The sequence below is a fragment of the Anoxybacillus tengchongensis genome (assembly GCF_014201585.1).
Classification (GTDB): Bacteria; Bacillota; Bacilli; order Bacillales; family Anoxybacillaceae; genus Anoxybacillus; species Anoxybacillus tengchongensis.
Map to the genome: position 1 here is coordinate 50,703 of NZ_JACHES010000010.1, position 19,554 is coordinate 70,256.

The 19,554-nt window shown below is 42.4% G+C and carries 16 protein-coding genes and 1 other annotated feature; of the genes, 2 read left to right on the forward strand and 14 right to left on the reverse strand.

The window, feature by feature from the left end; all coding sequences use genetic code 11:
- Positions 1–36 precede the first annotated feature (36 nt).
- Together HNQ82_RS11145 and HNQ82_RS11150 are read right to left on the reverse strand one after the other, a co-directional pair.
- A complete protein-coding gene (locus tag HNQ82_RS11145) occupies positions 37–1,341 on the reverse strand; it encodes a bifunctional folylpolyglutamate synthase/dihydrofolate synthase (RefSeq protein ID WP_183249652.1) in 1,305 nt (434 codons plus the stop codon).
- Positions 1,342–1,403: 62 nt separating this feature from the next.
- Positions 1,404–4,028, reverse strand: a complete 2,625-nt coding sequence (locus HNQ82_RS11150) for a valine--tRNA ligase (RefSeq protein WP_183249655.1) — start codon at positions 4,026–4,028, stop codon at positions 1,404–1,406.
- Between the two features lie 41 nt (positions 4,029–4,069).
- Positions 4,070–4,292 (reverse strand) — a binding site (T-box leader).
- A 135-nt stretch (positions 4,293–4,427) separates the two neighbouring features.
- Between HNQ82_RS11150 and HNQ82_RS11155 the strand changes: the two genes are divergently transcribed.
- Complete coding sequence (locus tag HNQ82_RS11155) at positions 4,428–4,619, forward strand: hypothetical protein (RefSeq protein WP_183249657.1); 192 nt, start codon at positions 4,428–4,430, stop codon at positions 4,617–4,619.
- Here HNQ82_RS11155 and HNQ82_RS11160 read toward each other — a convergent pair.
- The 8 genes from HNQ82_RS11160 to hemA all read right to left on the reverse strand — a co-directional run bounded on the left by HNQ82_RS11160 (position 4,604) and on the right by hemA (position 12,659).
- On the reverse strand, positions 4,604–5,515 hold the full coding sequence (locus tag HNQ82_RS11160) for a protein kinase family protein (RefSeq protein ID WP_183249658.1): 912 nt from the start codon (positions 5,513–5,515) through the stop codon (positions 4,604–4,606). The two genes, HNQ82_RS11155 and HNQ82_RS11160, sit on opposite strands and share 16 nt — an antisense overlap.
- 15 nt (positions 5,516–5,530) lie before the next feature.
- On the reverse strand, positions 5,531–6,436 hold the full coding sequence (locus HNQ82_RS11165; RefSeq protein ID WP_183249661.1) for a LysM peptidoglycan-binding domain-containing protein: 906 nt from the start codon (positions 6,434–6,436) through the stop codon (positions 5,531–5,533).
- An 87-nt stretch (positions 6,437–6,523) separates the two neighbouring features.
- Positions 6,524–7,819 (reverse strand): glutamate-1-semialdehyde 2,1-aminomutase, encoded by a 1,296-nt coding sequence (hemL, locus tag HNQ82_RS11170; protein ID WP_183249663.1) that lies wholly within the window; start codon positions 7,817–7,819, stop codon positions 6,524–6,526.
- Positions 7,819–8,793 (reverse strand): porphobilinogen synthase, encoded by a 975-nt coding sequence (hemB, locus tag HNQ82_RS11175; RefSeq protein WP_183249665.1) that lies wholly within the window; start codon positions 8,791–8,793, stop codon positions 7,819–7,821. The genes hemL and hemB overlap by 1 nt, the downstream gene beginning before the upstream one ends.
- A gap of 2 nt (positions 8,794–8,795) precedes the next feature.
- Positions 8,796–9,548, reverse strand: a complete 753-nt coding sequence (locus HNQ82_RS11180; RefSeq protein WP_183249667.1) for a uroporphyrinogen-III synthase — start codon at positions 9,546–9,548, stop codon at positions 8,796–8,798.
- A gap of 3 nt (positions 9,549–9,551) precedes the next feature.
- On the reverse strand, positions 9,552–10,475 hold the full coding sequence (gene hemC, locus HNQ82_RS11185; RefSeq protein WP_183249669.1) for a hydroxymethylbilane synthase: 924 nt from the start codon (positions 10,473–10,475) through the stop codon (positions 9,552–9,554).
- A gap of 21 nt (positions 10,476–10,496) precedes the next feature.
- Positions 10,497–11,312: a cytochrome C assembly family protein gene (locus HNQ82_RS11190; protein ID WP_055440006.1), complete on the reverse strand. Its 816-nt coding sequence runs from the start codon at positions 11,310–11,312 to the stop codon at positions 10,497–10,499.
- Between the two features lie 12 nt (positions 11,313–11,324).
- Positions 11,325–12,659, reverse strand: a complete 1,335-nt coding sequence (gene hemA, locus HNQ82_RS11195; protein WP_183249672.1) for a glutamyl-tRNA reductase — start codon at positions 12,657–12,659, stop codon at positions 11,325–11,327.
- Between the two features lie 176 nt (positions 12,660–12,835).
- Here hemA and HNQ82_RS11200 point away from each other — a divergent pair, with 176 nt between their 5' ends.
- A complete protein-coding gene (locus HNQ82_RS11200; protein WP_183249674.1) occupies positions 12,836–13,309 on the forward strand; it encodes a LiaI-LiaF-like domain-containing protein in 474 nt (157 codons plus the stop codon).
- A 40-nt stretch (positions 13,310–13,349) separates the two neighbouring features.
- Here HNQ82_RS11200 and yihA read toward each other — a convergent pair whose 3' ends face one another.
- The 4 genes from yihA to clpX all read right to left on the reverse strand — a co-directional run bounded on the left by yihA (position 13,350) and on the right by clpX (position 19,393).
- Complete coding sequence (gene yihA / locus HNQ82_RS11205) at positions 13,350–13,931, reverse strand: ribosome biogenesis GTP-binding protein YihA/YsxC (RefSeq protein ID WP_183249676.1); 582 nt, start codon at positions 13,929–13,931, stop codon at positions 13,350–13,352.
- Complete coding sequence (gene lon / locus HNQ82_RS11210; protein ID WP_183249678.1) at positions 13,928–16,252, reverse strand: endopeptidase La; 2,325 nt, start codon at positions 16,250–16,252, stop codon at positions 13,928–13,930. Before lon ends, yihA begins: the two co-directional genes overlap by 4 nt.
- Before the next feature lie 113 nt (positions 16,253–16,365).
- On the reverse strand, positions 16,366–18,024 hold the full coding sequence (lonB, locus tag HNQ82_RS11215; protein ID WP_183249680.1) for an ATP-dependent protease LonB: 1,659 nt from the start codon (positions 18,022–18,024) through the stop codon (positions 16,366–16,368).
- Positions 18,025–18,130: 106 nt separating this feature from the next.
- The gene (gene clpX, locus HNQ82_RS11220; protein WP_183249682.1) at positions 18,131–19,393 is read right to left on the reverse strand and encodes an ATP-dependent protease ATP-binding subunit ClpX; all 1,263 of its coding nucleotides are present in this window, start codon (positions 19,391–19,393) and stop codon (positions 18,131–18,133) included.
- Positions 19,394–19,554: the final 161 nt, after the last annotated feature.

Genomic DNA, 19,554 nt, shown 5'->3' on the forward strand with positions numbered 1-19,554 from the left:
TCCTACTTTTTATCTATTATACCAGCAATTTTCGTCTTACTTATATTTATTTTTTATAAAATTTCGTACATTTGAGATGAAATAAAGTGAACCTGTAATTAAAATAATATCATCTTTGGCGACTTGTTTCCGTTTCTCTTTTAACCATTGTTTCCAATCGTTTGTCCATTGCACGTTTGGATGCGTCGCCTGTTCCGCAAGTTGCTCGGCGGAAAGGGCACGCGGAAAGTCAAACGTTGTAAACGTCATCGTTTCGGCAATCGATTGTAACTTTCGAATCATCGCTGTGACCGGTTTATCACCTAACGCTGTAAAGAGCACGTGCACACGGCGATTCGGATAGTGAGTATTCATCGTCGCCACAAGGCTAGCGATTCCTTCTTCGTTATGCGCGCCGTCAATGATGATAAGCGGGCGATCGCTCATTTTTTCAAATCGTCCGAGCCACTCCGCTTTTCGAATACCGTGATACATATGTTCACGTTCAATAAGAAACGAATAATATGTGCGTAAATAATCGGCGACCATAAGCGCGAGCGCAGCATTTTTTACTTGATGTGCCCCAAGCATCGTTGTCGTTACATGATGATATGTCGTAAACGGTGTTTGTAACGAAAAACGTTCCCCACTTGCTGTTGGTTCATGAGAGAAAAGCGCGAAATCACGACCAAGCGCATACGTTTTTGCCCGCACAGATGCTGCTTTTTCTTCTACTACTTGTAGCGCCTCCGGCTGGTCGATCGCAGTAACAACAGGAATTCCTGCTTTAATAATTCCCGCTTTTTCAAACGCAATTTGTTCGAGTGTATCCCCTAATATATGTATATGATCGTAGCCGACATTTGTAATCACCGATAAAAGCGGATAAATGATGTTCGTTGAGTCTAAGCGACCACCAAGTCCAACTTCAAAAATGACAACGTCTTGCACGTTCATTTTACCGAAATAATAAAGCGCCATGGCGGTAATAACTTCAAACTCTGTCGGCCCACCTAATTCCGTCTGTTCTAACTGTTCTGCTAAAGGCTGAATGACTTGCACAAGTTTGATCAGATCGACATCGCTAATCGGTTGTCCGTTTATGCTAATGCGTTCATTAAACTGTTCAACGTACGGCGATGTAAATGTTCCAACACGATATCCTGCTTCTTGTAATATATGACGTAAAAAGCAAACGGTCGATCCTTTTCCGTTCGTCCCACCGACATGAATCGCTTTGATGCGGCGCTCTGGATGATCGAGCTTTTCCATCATCCATTCCATTCGTTTAAGCCCCGGTTTGACTCCTAATGATAGACGGCTATGAATCCAATCAACTGCTTCTTTATATGTAAAAACCATGAAAAATCCCTCCTCTACAAAGTGAAAGACGAATCCAAAATGGATTCGTCTTCATCATAAAACTATTGTTTTAATTGTGCAAGACGGGCGCGGACAGCTTCGCGTTTTTCGATGTAGTCGCGCTCTTTTTTCCGCTCCTCTTCCACAACGTGCGCTGGCGCTTTCGCTAAAAATCCTTCGTTGCTTAATTTCTTTTGCACACGCTCGACTTCTTGATCGAGTTTTTGCAGCTCTTTTTCAAGACGTTTCACTTCTTCTTCAATATTAATTAACCCTTCGAGCGGCAAGCTTAGTTCTGCCCCTGTCACAACAGCGGTCATCGCTTTCTCGACCGTTGGAATCGTCGTGTCGATGACAAGCTCACTAGGGTTACAGAAACGCTCGATATATGAGCGGTTTTTCTGAAGGGTATTCGCAATTTGCTCGTCTTTTGCTTTAATGTGCAGCGTAATTGGCTTGCTTAGCGGCGTATTCACTTCAGCGCGAATGTTACGCACCGCGCGAATAATATCAACAAGCAAACGCATTTGTTCAGCCGCTTCATGATTGCTTAGTTCAGGACGAACTTGCGGCCACGGAGCAACCGTAATCGATTCTCCTTCATGCGGAAGTTGTTGCCAAATTTCTTCGGTAACAAACGGCATAAACGGATGAAGGAGACGCATCGTTTGATCAAGCACGTAAGCAAGAACGGAGCGCGTCGTTTTCTTCGCTTGTTCATCGTCACCGTATAGTGGCAATTTCGCCATTTCGATATACCAGTCGCATAAGTCGTCCCAAATGAAGTTATATAACACGCGACCGACTTCACCAAACTCGTATTTATCTGCGAGTTTTGTCACCGTCTCAATCGTTTCATTTAAGCGTGTTAAAATCCAATGATCCGCAACCGATTTTTCGCCATGTAAGTCGATGTCTTCATACGTGAATCCTTCCATGTTCATGAGCGCAAAACGGGAAGCGTTCCAAATTTTATTGACGAAGTTCCATGTCGCTTCAACTTTTTCTGTACTAAAGCGCAAGTCTTGACCAGGGGCACTTCCTGTCGCTAAAAAGTAACGAAGCGAGTCGGCACCGTACTGATCAATCACATCCATCGGATCGACGCCATTGCCAAGCGACTTACTCATTTTTCTTCCTTGTGCATCGCGCACTAATCCGTGAATAAGAACATCTTTAAACGGGCGTTTTCCTGTAAATTCAAGCGCTTGGAAAATCATGCGCGATACCCAGAAGAAAATAATATCGTAGCCTGTAACAAGCACATCTGTTGGGTAATAACGGTTATAATCTGCCGCTTCTTCGTCTGGCCAGCCCATTGTTGAAAATGGCCAAAGCGCCGAGCTAAACCACGTATCTAATACATCAGGGTCTTGTTCCCAATTTTCAATGTCTGCTGGTGGCTCGTGTCCAACATACACTTCGCCCGTTTCTTTATGATACCATGCTGGGATGCGATGCCCCCACCAAAGTTGGCGAGAAATGCACCAATCGCGAATGTTTTCCATCCAATGTAAATACGTTTTTTCAAATCGCTCTGGAACGAAATTCACTTTTCCTTCTGTTTTTTGTAGTTCAATGGCAGCTTCAGCAAGCGGCTTCATTTTGACAAACCATTGTGTCGATAAATACGGTTCTACGACTGCACCGCTCCGTTCGCTATGACCGACAGAATGCATATGCTCTTCGATTTTAAATAGCACACCTTGTTCTTGTAAATCTTTGACGATTTGTTTGCGGCATTCGAAACGATCGAGTCCCTTATATTGAAGCGCATTGTCGTTCATTGTGCCGTCTTCGTTCATCACAAGAATACGCGGTAAGTGATGACGGTTTCCGATTTCAAAGTCGTTTGGATCATGTGCTGGCGTAATTTTCACCGCTCCGGAACCGAACGACATATCGACATACTCGTCACCAATAATCGGAATTTCACGACCGACGATCGGTAAAATGACTGTTTTTCCGATCAGGTGTTTGTAGCGTTCGTCTTCTGGATGAACGGCAACCGCTGTATCACCAAGCATCGTCTCTGGACGAGTCGTTGCCACTTCGATATAGCCAGAGCCGTCTGCAAGCGGATAACGCATATGATATAGCGCACCTTGCACATCTTTATACACGACTTCAATGTCCGATAATGCTGTTTTTGTTACTGGATCCCAGTTAATAATGTATTCGCCACGATAAATAAGTCCTTTTTCATATAACGATACAAATACTTCACGCACCGCTTTTGATAATCCTTCATCAAGCGTAAAGCGCTCCCGCGTATAATCGAGGCCAAGTCCAAGCTTCGCCCATTGAGAGCGAATATGTCCTGCGTATTCTTCTTTCCATTTCCACGTCTCTTCAACAAATGTTTCACGCCCTAAATCGTAGCGTGTTTTTCCTTCGTTGCGGAGCTTTTCTTCCACTTTTGCTTGCGTCGCAATCCCCGCATGGTCCATGCCCGGAAGCCATAACACGTCATACCCTTGCATGCGCTTCATGCGCGTAATGATGTCTTGTAACGTCGTATCCCATGCATGTCCTAAATGAAGTTTCCCTGTCACATTTGGGGGTGGAATGACGATCGTAAATGGTTTCTTCCTTTCGTCACTTGTTGCTTCAAAAAACTTTCCTTTTAACCACCATTCATAACGATTTGCCTCAACAGTACGGTGGTCATATTTTGGCGATAACATAAAAATCCCTCCTTCAGTCAAATAAAAAACTCCTTCCATCCGAAAAGGACGAAAGGAGACTCTTTCGCGGTACCACCTTTTTTCTTAAGCAACGCTTAAGCACTCAAATCGATAACGGCGATGCACCGGCTTCTTCTACTTTCGTTCGAAGAAACAGCTCCAGGGCGACCTTCCGACGACCACAAACCTAGGAAATCTCGCAGCTACTGATTTCCCTCTCTGCAAGGCGGGTTGCGCCGTACTCTTCCCTATCTTCGCTTTTTTCTATTCATACATAATACTATATAAAAATCATATGAATCGTCAATAAGGTTTGCCACATTTTCACTCCTTTATACATATGATAAAAAAGAAAAGCTCCAACATGTGGAGCTAACCATTTGAAAAGGAAGTGAACATATGCGTAAACGTTTCAACCCGTACGCTTGGCCACCGTGGTTGAGAAAGCTGCGCTTTATTGCTGAACAATGCATCATCCCGATTACCGTTGTTCAAGCGATTCGCACCATTTTATTTCCAACAACAATCGACGTTATTTTACTCGCTATTTTCATTTTTCTTTCCTTCGCTTTACATTACGATTGGATTTGATTTGTTTGTTTTTCTTCTTCCCATTTTCCGATGACATATTCGATATTTTTCATTTGCCAATATGCCTGCTGCCAAGTAGCGGTGAATTGTCGCTCATGTCGTTGTTGTTCGTACCGATGAATGAGACGAACAAAACGATGTGGATCAACAAGTAAATGAAAAAATAAAAGCCGTTCATCTTCTTCAAGCGCCAATGTTTGTTCATACTGTGAAAGCCATTGTACTGCTTCATCACATACAATCGGATACGTATGCAAATATTGGCGAAAAAAGAAAAGTAAATCATGAAATGGAGGAGCCCAACGCGCTTGTTCAAAACTAATAAAATACGATGTACCATCATCTCGTTCGACATAATGGCGAAACGACGGGCGACCGTGAATATAGCAAATGCGCACCGTCTTTTTTTCTCGCATTCGCTCACGCCATTCATTTAACGTATGTTCAGAAAAAGAAATGGCGCGCATAACGTCAAGAAAATGGATGCAACATTGCAGTTGAAACGGCGACATATACCATTGTTTTTCACATTGTTCAATATACTGAGTTAATGTTTGTTTTGTCTTTTCAAGTGAGCTTTTTCGTTCCTTATAATACGATTCGATTTCCGTTTCCATCGTTTGCATTTCTTTTAACGAATGTTTATGCCATCGCGCCAAATCGTGAAAAAATGACGATGTTGGATCCGTTTTTTCTTTTAACCAAGGCATCATATAATACCATTGCCCATCTCGCTTTTTCGTTTCGTAAATCGGAATGGCAAGCGGTATACGGAGACGATGCGCTTGTTCAATCGCTTGCCAATGTGCCAATGAAGCGATTCGTTTGAGCGCATATGTTCTATTCGCTATTTCCCATTTTTGTATACGCTCATGTTGTAATTGCACCGTTTTCATCATCGTACAACCCTTTTACACTTTACTTGGCGTTGGAATGTATAGCAACTGTCCTTCGTGTATATCCGCACCGCTTTCTAAATGATTTGTACGCAACAACTGTTGGACAGATACGTCGTATCGCTCGGCAATCTTGTCCAACGAATCACCTTGTTGGACGATACAAATTTTCAAACGAGCAAACGTCTGTTCTTCATTTTTACCAAATAGTTTTGTTAAATATAACGCATTTTCATTTCGCTTTTCGTTCGTATCTCTCCCTTTCATTTCAAGTTGAAATGATTGTTTTTCCTCTTTTTGTTCTTCAGCTCGTTTATCTTCATGTTGCTCATCATCTAATAGCTGTTGTTCAACATGATTACTTTCTTCATGAAACATATAAAACGGTGGAACGTTGACGATACTTCCTTGATCCTCTTCCGTTTCTTCCTGTTGATATACTTCTTCTCTTGCGACCACTTCAAACGGTTCGAAATCGTCTACATTGTATGGCTCCCATTCATCATCTTCGCGATCATCGTCCATTTGAATACCATGAATGGCCACTTCTGCAATAAGACGTAATTCATGTTGCCTTAAATCATAATCAAATGATTCAATAAACACATACACTTGTTCGAGGTCATCAATTCGCTCTTTCGGTACGGTGACGTCAATCGGAAATTGATGCAAAAATTCACCAACTTGTTCATCGTTTATACGGACATGCTCAACGTAGCGAACGGCTTCAACCGATAGATCGTCCTCTCCATCTTCTTCCCGCTTCGCATACTCCCCTGACAGTTCCAACACCCCGCGAATATACACATAATCTCCTTGTTCCTCAATCGTAATGGTTGGTTGTAGCGAAATCGATAATAACTGATCAACGTGATGTTCACGCCGAAAGGCAATCGCTTCTTCAATTGAAAAACGCAACATGCTCATCTCTCCTTCAACGTCCAAGTCATTTCACATTACTATGATTATGAAGTGGAAAAAAGAAGTATGCATAAAAAAAGCGACGCCTTATAGGCAATCGCTCATTTTCGCAAACGCACGGCGCGCTGCTTCAATTGTTTTTTCGATGTCTTCATCGGTATGTGCAGTTGATAAAAACATGCCTTCAAACTGCGATGGTGGCAAGAAGATGCCTTCATTCGCCATTTCTTGATAATAACGAGCAAATAAGTCTAAATCGGACGTTTTTGCTGTTTCGTAGTTTGTGACACGCTCATTTGTAAAGAAGATGCCGATCATTGAGCCAGCTTGATTAATTGTATGTGGAATGCCGTACGCTTTTGCCGCTTCGCTTAATCCTTCCGCTAACCGATTCACTTTTTTCTTGAACGTTTCATATGTTTCTGGCGTCAATTGTCGCAACGTTTCATAACCAGCTGTCATCGCCATCGGATTCCCTGATAACGTACCCGCTTGATAAATCGGACCACTCGGCGCAATGTTCTCCATAATATCAGCCCGACCACCGTACGCCCCAACCGGTAAACCGCCACCGATCACTTTTCCAAGACACGTTAAATCTGGTGTAACTCCGTAATATCCTTGTCCGCTATAATAGTCGACACGGAACCCTGTCATCACTTCGTCAAAAATAAGAAGGGCACCGTATTCGTTCGTCACATCACGCAATCCTTGTAAGAAACCTGGTTCTGGCGGAACAACTCCCATGTTCCCCGCAACAGGCTCGACAATAACCGCCGCGATATCTTCTCCGAACTTTTCAAACGCATAACGCACGCTTTGTAAGTCGTTGTACGGTACAGTAATCGTATGTTGCGCAACCGTTTCCGGCACCCCTGGGCTATCTGGCAAACCGAGCGTCGCAACACCTGATCCTGCTTTAATTAAAAGCGAATCGCCATGGCCGTGATAACAGCCTTCAAACTTTACAATTTTATTCCGTCCTGTATAGCCGCGCGCTAAGCGAAGAGCGCTCATCGTCGCTTCTGTTCCCGAGCTAACCATACGAATGATTTCAACAGAAGGCATACGCTCCATGACAAGTTTAGCAAGTTCATTCTCGATTAACGTTGGCGCGCCAAAACTTGTTCCTGTTTCTGCTACTCGTTTTAGCGCCTCAACGACTTGATCATTTGCGTGACCTAAAATGAGCGGTCCCCACGATAAAACGTAATCAATGTATTCATTGCCGTCGATGTCGTAAATTTTCGAACCTTTTCCGCGCGCCATAAAAATTGGATCCATTTTCACCGCTTTAAACGCGCGCACCGGACTGTTTACACCGCCAGGCATAAGCTTTACGGCTTCGGCATATGCCGCTTTTGAACGTTCATAGCTACGCATTATTTTTCCTCCTTTAACCAACGAGCAACGTCTTTTGCAAAATACGTTAAAATTAAATCCGTTCCTGCTCGTTTCATGCTCGTTAACATTTCCAGTACAACTGCTTTTTCATCAATCCAGCCGTTTTGAGCGGCCGCTTTCACCATCGCATATTCCCCGCTTACGTTATAAGCGACAATCGGCAAATGGAAATGGTTTTTCAAATCGCGAATAATATCTAAATACGCTAACGCTGGTTTCACCATTAAAAAGTCGGCACCTTGATCCACATCCGCTTGCGCTTCACGAAACGCTTCTAGGCGATTAGCTGGATCCATTTGATACGTTTTTCGATCGCCAAACTGCGGTGCGCTATGGGCTGCATCTCGAAACGGTCCGTAAAATGCTGAGGCGTATTTCACCGCATAAGACATGATCGGCACATATGTGAATCCTTCTTCATCTAACGCTTGGCGAATGGCTGCGACAAATCCGTCCATCATATTAGACGGTGCGATAATGTCCGCTCCAGCTTTTGCTTGGCTTACTGCTGTTTTCGCTAATAATTCAAGCGTGTCGTCATTGACAATCGTTCCGTTCTCCACAACGCCACAATGGCCATGGCTCGTATAATGGCATAAACATGTATCCGCAATAACAACAAGTTCTGGAAATTCGTTCTTCATGGCACGAATGGCGCGTTGAACGATTCCGTGTTCACAATATGCTTGTGAAGCGATCTCGTTTTTTTCGTTTGGTACACCAAATACAATAATGGAACGTACACCTAATTGAACAGCTTCGCGCACGTCTTCAAGAGCATAGTCAAGCGACTGCTGATACACACCGGGCATCGACGGCACTTCATTTTTTATTTTTTCTCCTTCGACGACAAAAATCGGATAAATCAAATCTTCTATATGCAAATGTGTTTCACGTACCATCGCTCGTAAATTAGCCGTTTGACGCAAACGACGATGACGGGCAAATTGCATATTTACTCACCTCTTATCTTCAAATATTGATTAATCTCTTCAACCATTGCATCAATTGTATATGTATGTGGACAAACGTGAACAGGAATGCCTAAATCAAGAGCTGTTTGTTTCGTGATTGGACCGATGCATGCGATCGTAACAAAAGACAAATTGATGTCTTCCCCTGCGATCGCGTGCGCAAAACTATGTACCGTCGATGAACTTGTAAACGTAACGACATCAATCATTCGTTGTTGAAGGAGCGCAATGAGTTGTGGCTTCGCTTCTTCATTCATCGTCGTTTCGTAGACGATCCAATCTGTCACGTCTGCCATGTTACTTAATTGCTCTCGCAACGTATCGCGCGCTAAGTTCCCTTTCACAAGCAACACGCGCGTGTCGGTAGAAAGCAAAGGTTGTAACGTTTCCGATAAGCTTTCGGCAACAAATTCGTTTGGAATCAGATCGACAACAACGTTTCGCTTTTGCAATGCTTTCGCTGTTTTTTCTCCTACCGCAGCCACTTTCGGCCACGCTGGTGGCTGCGCGTCTTTCACCGCCTCAAAAAAATATTTGACACCGTTTTGACTTGTAAATACGATCCAATCGAACGTATGCCATTCATGTAATAAGTTATGATCCGCTTGTTTCGCTCGTCCAATGCGAATCAACGGCAATTCAACTGGAATCGCACCGTATCGTTCCAACGTTTGCGACAACGCTTTTGCTTGCGCTTTCTCACGCGTCACGAGCACCCGTTTCCCCCTGAGCATTTACTACATCTCCTTTAACACACGTGCAATCAGTTGTTTTGCACCACGTTCAATTAAACGTTGTGCCGCTTCAACCCCCACTTGTTCTGGCTCTGTTCCACGCACAATTTCTTTTAACACGTCTGTTCCATCCGGCGTAGCAACGAGGGCTGTTAGTACCACTTCATCTCCATCAACATATGCATATCCAGCAACAGGTACTTGACAACCACCTTCAATGCGCTGTAAAAATGCCCGTTCGGCGCGCACAGCACGTTCCGTTTGTTCATTGGTTAACTTATTTAACCAATGCAATAATTCCTCATCACTTTCTCGACACTCAATCGCCAACGCCCCTTGTCCAACCGCTGGGACACATATGTCCGTTGGTAAATATTGAGTAACTACTTCTTTTGCCCAACCCATGCGATGTAACCCAGCAGCTGCTAATATAATAGCATCGTACGCATCTGTTTTTAACTTCGCTAAACGAGTATCAATATTGCCGCGAATCCATTGGATTTGTAAATCTGGACGAACGGCTAACAGCTGCGCGGAACGCCGTAAACTGCTCGTTCCAACAACCGCCCCGCTTGGCAGTTGCTCAAACGGAACATGACCTTTCGAAATGAGCACATCGCGATGATCTTCACGCTTTGGTACGCATCCGATCATTAATCCGTCTGGTAAAACAGCAGGCATATCTTTCATACTATGAACTGCAAAATCAATTTCGCCATCTAGCATCGCCTGTTCAATTTCTTTTACAAACAGTCCTTTGCCCCCTACTTTCGATAACGTCACATGTAAAATTTGATCGCCTTTTGTGACGATTTCTTTCACTTCAAATTCAAACGGGGCACCGAGTTGTTTCAGTTGTTCAATGACCCAGTTTGTTTGGGTTAGCGCTAACTTGCTTCGACGCGAACCAACAATAATTTTTCTCATCTTTCTTTCCTCCAACAATCGCTAAAAATGAAATTGCGATAACGTACCAAACAAAAAGAAATTAATTAGTAAAATTAGAAAAGAGCCAATGTTCCAAAATGCCATTTCTTTTCCTTGCATCCCTTGAACAGCTCGCTTATATAAATAAAAACTGTATGTTGCAAATACAGTAAACGAACCGAGTACTTTCGCATCATATAAAACGAAATGATCTACTTTCATATATGCCCAAACAATGCCTAAAATTAAACTTAATAATAGTACCGGAACACCGACGCCGTTTAACACATAGGAAAGATCGTCAAACTTAGCTAAATCGCCAAGCCGCCATAATCGTTTTCCCCACTTTTTTTTCTTCAATAACTCATATTGAAGTAAATATAGAAGGGAAAACATAAACGAAATCGAAAACGCTCCATACGATAAAATGGCCATCGTAATATGAATAAACAACAGTTCAGACATCAATTGCTCTGCAATGCCAACAGTGTACGGTGTCGGTGCGAACGTATGCAATGAAAGAATAAAAAACGCTAATACGTTTGTGAAAAAGACGAGAAAATCAACGCGCAGCCATCCGTTAATCGCAAGCGATAACGTAATAAGTAGCCACGCGTAAAACGACAGCCCCTCCGCAAGCGTTAAAACAGGAAATCTTCCTGTCTCCACCATTCTCGCAAAAAAGAAAAATGTTTGCATCCCCCAAACAATAGAAAGCAACCCGAAAGCAATGCGATTTGCCTTCCGGTTGTGATGAAGAAAATCGATAAAATAAAACAAAACGGACGATGCATGTAAAAGAAGCGAGAGTTCGTACCATCTCGTCATGTCAAACATATTAGCTCTTCCTTACGATTGAAAAGATGGTTCTGCCGCTCGCTCGTGAACACAGCTTATCTCTTTTTGTTGCTGCTTCACTTGCTGTTCAATGTTGAAAATTTTCATAAACAACTGAAGCGCTTCTTCTGCATTGTCCTCTGCAGCCAATTCTTTTGCGCGCAAAATTGGATCGCGCAACAATTGGTTGACGATACTTTTCGTATGCTTGTTTAATACTTTTTTATCTCGTTCTGATAAATGTGGCAACTTTCGTTCTAAACTTTTCATCGTCTCTTCTTGAATGAGCATCGCCTTTTCACGCAAAGCTGCGATAATTGGTACGACACCAAGCATATGCAGCCATTGTTGAAACTCGTCCATTTCCTCAGCAATCATGCGCTCAATTTGCTCCGCTGCTTTTTTCCGTTCGGCTAAATTCGCTTCAACAATATCTTGTAAGTCGTCAATATCATATAAAAAGATGCTATCTAGTTCAGCAAGCGCAGGATCTAAATCGCGCGGCACTGCAATATCAATCATAAAAAACGGACGTCCTTTGCGCATTTTTTCAATGACTGCCATCGTTTCTTTTGTAATGACATATTGTTTTGCACCCGTCGAACTAATTAAAATGTCCGCCTCTAATAATGCGCATTGCAATTGTGATAACGGTTTAGCATCTCCGTTAAATCGTTCGGCAAGCTGCTTTGCTTTTTCAAATGTGCGATTCACCACCGTGACGCGTTTGACGCCGCTTCCGTACAAGTTTTGCAGCGCCAATTCCCCCATTTTTCCAGCGCCTAACACGAGCACGTGTTTATTTTTCAAATCGCCAAAAATTTTTTTCGCAAGTTCCACAGCTGCATAGCTGACAGATACCGCATTTGCACCGATTTCCGTTTCCGCATGCGCGCGTTTAGCAAGCGTAATCGCTTGTTTAAATAGCTGTTTAAACACCGTGCCTATTGTGTTTTCTTGTTGCGCTAAAAGAAAACTTGTGCGCACTTGCCCAAGAATTTGTGTTTCACCTAAAATCATAGAATCAAGCCCGCAAGCGACGCGGAATAAATGTTCAATCGCTTCACGCTCTTCATAGATGCGCAAATACGGAACGATTTGTTCTTTATCGAGCCCAAACCAATCCGCTAAAAATGTTTTTATATAATAACGCCCTGTGTTTAATTGATCGACAACCGCATAAATTTCCGTACGGTTACATGTCGATACGATGACGTTTTCTAACATGCTCTTTTGCTTTTGTAGCGCTTTCATCGCTTCAGCAAGTTCCGTTTGATTAAACGTCAATTTCTCACGAATTTCGACAGGGGCTGTACGATAGTTCACGCTGACAACAACGACATACATTCCCATCACCCCGAAGTTTAAAGTCATCTCATTTCATTATAGCACGTCTATGTTGTTTTTTCCTTATAAAGTGTGAATACAATTTGACAACTTTCGATCTTTCGTAAACGGCGCTCATTTAGTAAACTAGTGAACAGATGCTGCTTCAAGTGTCGCACGGAATTGGGGGAATTTCAATGAAAAAACGTGGTATTTTTTCCGGCATCATTTTAATTGGTTTTGGAACGTACTTTTTACTTGAACGCTTTTCACTTTTTCCATCTTTCCATACGTGGCCGACGTTGCTGTTCATCATCGGGGTCGCTTTTTTAGGTCAAGCGTATATCGGAAAAGATTATTCCGCCATTTTATCCGGTGTTGTGTTTACAGGGGTTGGCGTTCATTTTCATCTTTCTTCTCGTCTTTCATCGTGGCCAGATGATATAAGCATATTGACGTTAATTATAGCGCTTGGTTTATTTTTGCAATACGTAAAAACGAAACAAGCGTTACTTCCTACCATTTTACTTTTTGCTTTATCATTCATTTTTTTATTTTCTCATCCGTTACAACAAGCGGTAACATCCGTAACGTTTGATTCACTCATCCACATTTGGCCGTTGGCGTTCATTTTACTTGGATTGTACTTATTGTTCGTGAAAAAAGGATAATTATACAAAAAATGTGGGCGATTTCACCCACATTTTTTCTTTATACCCATTTTTGCAGTGCGCCCCATGCCTCATCTTTCCCTTGTCCTGTTTCTGCTGAAAAAATAATAAGTTCATCGTCTGGGATGAGACGCAATGTTTCTTTTGCTACTTTCGCATGTTGTTGCCATTTCCCACGCGGAATTTTATCCGCTTTCGTCGCGATGACGAGCGTCGGAATGTTGTAATGCTTTAAAAACTCATACATCATCACATCATCTTTCGTTGGAGGATGACGCAAATCGACGATCAGCAACGCTGCTTTTAGTTGCTCTCGCGTTGTAAAATACGTTTCAATCATTTTTCCCCATGCTTCGCGCTCTGCTTTTGATACTTTCGCAAAGCCATATCCCGGTACATCAACGAAATAAAAAGCGTCATTAATGCGGTAAAAGTTTAATGTTTGTGTTTTCCCCGGTTTTGACGATGTACGGGCAAAGTTTTTGCGATTAATCATTTTGTTAATAAATGATGATTTGCCAACATTTGAGCGTCCAGCAAGCGCAAACTCTGGGAGCTGTCCTGCTGGGTATTGTTCTTGCTTCACAGCGCTAATGACCATTTCTACGTTTGTAATCTTCATTTTTTTCCACCTACCAAAGCATGTTCAAGTACATCATCAATATGTGAAACGAGAACAAATTGCAATTGTTTTTTTACGATTTCAGGAATATCTTCTAAATCCTTTTCATTTTCTTTCGGCAAAATGACTTTTTTTAACCCTGCGCGATGGGCGCTTAACACTTTTTCTTTCACCCCACCAATGGCGAGCACACGACCGCGCAACGTAATTTCTCCCGTCATGCCAACAAAACGGTTGACCGGTTTCCCTGTCAATGCGGAAATCAGCGCAGTAGCCATAGTAATCCCTGCGGATGGACCATCTTTTGGTACAGCCCCTTCCGGCACGTGAATGTGAATATCGAGTGTTTCATGAAATTCAGGATCAATCCCAAACTCTTTTGCTTTCGAGCGAATGTATGTAAACGCTGCTTGGGCAGATTCTTTCATCACATCGCCCAATTGACCTGTAAGTGTCAATTTCCCTTTTCCAGGAGCAATCGACACTTCAATGGCTAACGTATCACCACCTGCTGCTGTATACGCTAAACCTGTCGCTACCCCAACTTGGTCTTCACTTTCTGCTTGACCGTAATGATATGTCGGCTTACCTAAAAATTCGCTGACGTTTTTTTCAGTGACAACGATGCGCTTTCGCCCTTCTGATACGATCGTTTTCGCTGCTTTGCGACAAATGGACGCCAATTGACGTTCTAAGTTACGCACACCTGCTTCACGCGTATAATAGCGAATAACTTGCATCATCGCCTCATCACGCATATGAAGCATTCGTTTTTGTAAACCGTGCGCTTCCATTTGTTTTGGCAATAAATGTTCTTTTGCGATATGCAACTTTTCCATTTCCGTATAGCTTGGAATAGTGATAACTTCCATACGATCAAGTAGCGGCCGCGGAATAGTTGAAAGCGTGTTTGCTGTTGCAATAAACATGACCTTTGATAAATCGTACGGTTCCTCAATATAATGATCGCTAAAAGAATGATTTTGCTCGGGGTCTAGCACTTCTAATAAGGCGGCAGACGGATCACCGCGGAAGTCGCTTGACATTTTATCAATTTCATCAAGTAAAAATACAGGGTTAATCGTTCCTGCTTTTTTCATTCCTTGAATAATACGACCTGGTAAAGCACCAACGTATGTGCGACGATGACCGCGAATTTCTGATTCATCACGCACACCACCAAGCGATATACGAACAAAATTTCGATTTAACGTTTTTGCGATCGAACGAGCAAGGGATGTTTTTCCAACCCCAGGTGGACCTACTAAACAAAGAATCGGTCCTCGCAACGAATGGGTTAATTGCTGAACAGCTAAATATTCCAACACGCGTTCTTTTACTGTTTCAAGACCGTAATGTTCTTCGTTTAAAATTTTTTCAGCGCGATGAATATCGTGAATATCTTCTGTTTGTTTTGTCCACGGCAATGCTAACAACCAATCTAAATAGTTGCGAATGACTCCGCTTTCAGCAGAGGCAGCTGGCACTTTTTCATATCGTTCTAGTTCTTTGAATGCCGTTGCTTTCACATGTTCTGGCATGCCTGCTTGCTCAATTTTTTCACGCAACATATCAACTTCGCCAGTCTTGCCTTCTTTCTCGCCAAGCTCTTTTTGAATCGCCTTCATTTGTTCGCGTAAATAATATTCTTTTTGCGTTCGTTCCATCGATTGTTTGACGCGCTGGCTAATTCGTTTTTCTAAATGCAAAATTTCTTTTTCATTATGAAGAATTTGAATGATTTGATGGACGCGTTCTTTCACATCGACCGCTTCAAGCAATCGTTGCTTTTCTTCAAGTTTTAACGGCAAATGAGACGCAATAATATCCGCCATTCGTCCCGCTTGCTGAATGTCCATGACAGATGTATAAATATCTGCAGATAATTTTTTCGACAGTTTGATGTACTGCTCAAAATATTCAAGCATCGTTCGGCGCAACGCTTCAAACTCCATATCCTCTTTTTCGTTATCCACAAACTGTTCCACTTGCACGACGTAACACGGTTCCTCGCTTACCCACTTCACTACTTTTCCACGCGAGATCCCTTCAACGAGCACACGAAACGTTCCGTTCGGCAGCTTTAACAACTGCTTCACACGGGCAATGGTACCCATTTCATATACATCTTCAAGTTCTGGCTCATCAATTTGTACATCTTTTTGGGATGTTAACAATACGAGATTTTCTTCAACCATTGCTTTTTCTAACGCTTGTACGGATTTTTCCCGCCCAACGTCTAGATGCAATACTGTCGTTGGAAACACAAGTAATCCTCTTAACGGCAAGAGTGGAATGACTTTATTTTTCTTTCTCGCCACAACCCCGCACCTCCATCATACTTCTATTGCCCTATTGTATAGTACATTATAGCGTTTGTAAAATCTTTCATCGTAAAAAATCGACTTCAACGCTCGGTTGAAGCCGATTGCCTTTACATGAGCTCTGTTTTCGGTAAATGATGACGCATCGGGATAGAACGAACGTGTTCGTGAAATAAAAAAGAAAGAACATCGCCAATGTGATCGACTGGAACGATTTCAATGCCTGTCACTTGTCTTAAAATCGACTGCATATTTTCGCGCGGAATAATAACGGTTTTCGCTCCAGCTTGTTTTGCTGCTTTTACTTTTGGAAAAATGCCGCCAACAGGCTTCACGTTGCCATGTACACCAATTTCTCCTGTCATCGCTATGGTTGGATCAATCGGCAAATGATAAATGGCAGAGTAAATACCAATCGCCATCGCCACACCAGCAGAAGGGCCATCAATCGGGACACCACCTGGAAAGTTTACATGAATATCATATTGATCTGCAGGTACACCAAGTGTACGCAAAACGGTAATGACGTTTTCAATCGAGCCGCGCGCCATACTTTTTCGACGAATCGACTTACCTTGTCCGCCAATTTGCTCTTCTTCGACAATGCCGGTCATATTGATCGACCCTTTTTCTTTTGTTGGCAATGCTACAACTTCAATTTCTAACAATGCTCCGCTATTTGGACCGTAAACCGCTAATCCGTTTACTAATCCAATTTTCGCTTCCTGCCCCACTTTTTTCTCGTAACGTGGCGATAATTGACTTGATTGAATGACCCATTCGATATCTTGACGTAAGATTTTAGAACGTTTCTCTGAAATGACAATGCCTGCTGCGATTTGCAACGTATTGACCGCTTCTCTTCCGTTGCGAGCATACATCGCGAGCTCGTGAACAGCTTGTTCTTCGATCGGGAGGTTTACTTTTTCCGCTGCTTTTTCTACAATTTTTGCAATTTCTTCTTGTTCTAGCTCCCTGAAAAAAACTTCCATACAGCGTGAACGAATTGCTGGCGGTATTTCGTTTGGCGTTCGCGTTGTTGCACCAACGAGCCGAAAATCAGCAGGCAATCCGTTTTGAAAAATGTCATGAATGTGGTTTGGAATGTTCGGATTTTCCTCGCTATAATATGCGCTTTCAAAAAATACTTTTCGGTCTTCTAACACTTTTAACAACTTGTTCATTTGAATCGGATGCAGTTCACCAATTTCGTCAATAAATAATATGCCTCCGTGCGCGTTCGTCACCGCTCCTTGTTTCGGTTGCGGGATGCCGGCTTGTCCCATCGCACCCGCTCCTTGATAAATTGGATCGTGCACAGAACCGATCAATGGATCAGCAATACCACGCTCATCAAAGCGTGCTGTCGTTGCATCTAATTCAATAAAAACCGCATCTTTTCGAAATGGAGATAACGGATTTTTTTTCGCTTCTTCTAATACGAGACGAGCAGCCGCTGTTTTTCCAACACCTGGTGGTCCATAAATAATGACATGTTGTGGATTCGGTCCACACAATGCCGCTTTTAATGCTTTTATGCCATCTTCTTGACCAACAATATCATCAAACGTTTTTGGACGCACTTTTTCAGCAAGCGGTTCCGTTAATGAAATGGAACGCATTTTCCGAAGTTGTTCCATCTCTTTTCTCGCTTCTTTATCAATCGAAATTTTTTGCGTTCGTTGGCTTTTTAACAGGTTCAAAAAATATAGGCCGATAATAATGCCAAAAAACAACTGAATAAGTAGCGCAATGTTTGTCCAGTTCATGGCCGTTCCTCCTGCATATGTATTGTACGCATAGTATCTCCGAGCAATGAAAGAAATAAACAAAAAAAGATCGACTTTCCGATTCGGAAAATCGACCTTTTTCCATTTACGCAGATGTTTTTCGTTCGTACTCGACAATTGTTCCATCTTGTAAAATAAGCAACGGCGCTTTTTCTCCACGTACCGTCTCTGCTGTAATCACGCATTTTTGCACATCTTCACGCGATGGCAATTCAAACATGACATCAAGCATAATGCCTTCAATAATTGAGCGTAAACCGCGCGCTCCTGTTTTTCGCTCAATCGCCCGTTTCGCAATTTCACGAAGCGCTTCTTCTTCAAATTCCAGTTCGACATCGTCAAGTTCGAGCATTTTTTGGTATTGCTTCACGAGCGCATTTTTCGGTTTGACTAAAATATCGACAAGCGCATCTTCGTCAAGCGGCTGTAAGCTTGTAATCACAGGTAGACGTCCAACAAACTCTGGAATTAATCCAAATTTTAATAAGTCTTCTGGCAACACTTTAGACAATAAATCTTTTTCTTCGACTTCCGCTTGTACATCCGAGCTAAAACCGATCACTTTTTTACCGAGACGACGCTTAATAATCGGCTCTAATCCGTCAAACGCTCCACCACAAATGAATAAAATGTTTGTTGTATCAATTTGAATGAACTCTTGGTGCGGATGTTTTCGGCCTCCTTGTGGTGGTACGCTCGCAATTGTTCCTTCTAAAATTTTCAATAACGCTTGCTGTACACCTTCACCTGATACGTCACGCGTAATGGAAGGGTTTTCTGATTTGCGCGCAATTTTATCAATTTCATCAATGTAAATAATTCCTTTTTCCGCCCGTTCAATGTCGTAATCGGCTGCTTGAATGAGCTTTAATAAAATGTTTTCGACGTCTTCACCGACATACCCTGCTTCTGTCAACGATGTCGCATCAGCAATGGCAAACGGTACGTTTAAAATGCGTGCAAGCGTTTGGGCGAGCAACGTTTTTCCGCTTCCTGTTGGTCCGATCATTAAAATATTACTTTTAGCTAACTCAACATCATCAATTTTGCTATTTGAATTGATTCGCTTGTAATGGTTGTATACCGCTACAGAAAGCGCTTTTTTCGCCTCGTCTTGTCCGATGACATACTCGTCTAAAATGTCGCGAATTTCCTTTGGCTTTGGTACATCTTTAAACTCTACTTCTTCTTCCGATCCAAGCTCTTCTTGCACAATTTCTGTACACAATTCAATACACTCATCACATATGTATACACCCGGGCCAGCAACAAGTTTGCGCACTTGTTCTTGCGTTTTGCCGCAAAACGAGCATTTCAACTGCCCTTTTTCATCATTAAACTTAAACATGATTTCACCCCTTATTCCTTTACGATCATATGTACATAAAAATGAAAAAGCGTTATGTATTCGTCATTTTATCATAAATCTTTAAAAGTATGCCAATAAAAACGTAAATGTGCGCGAAAAGTTAGAAAACTTTCATTACTGCAACTATATGTGGAAAGAAC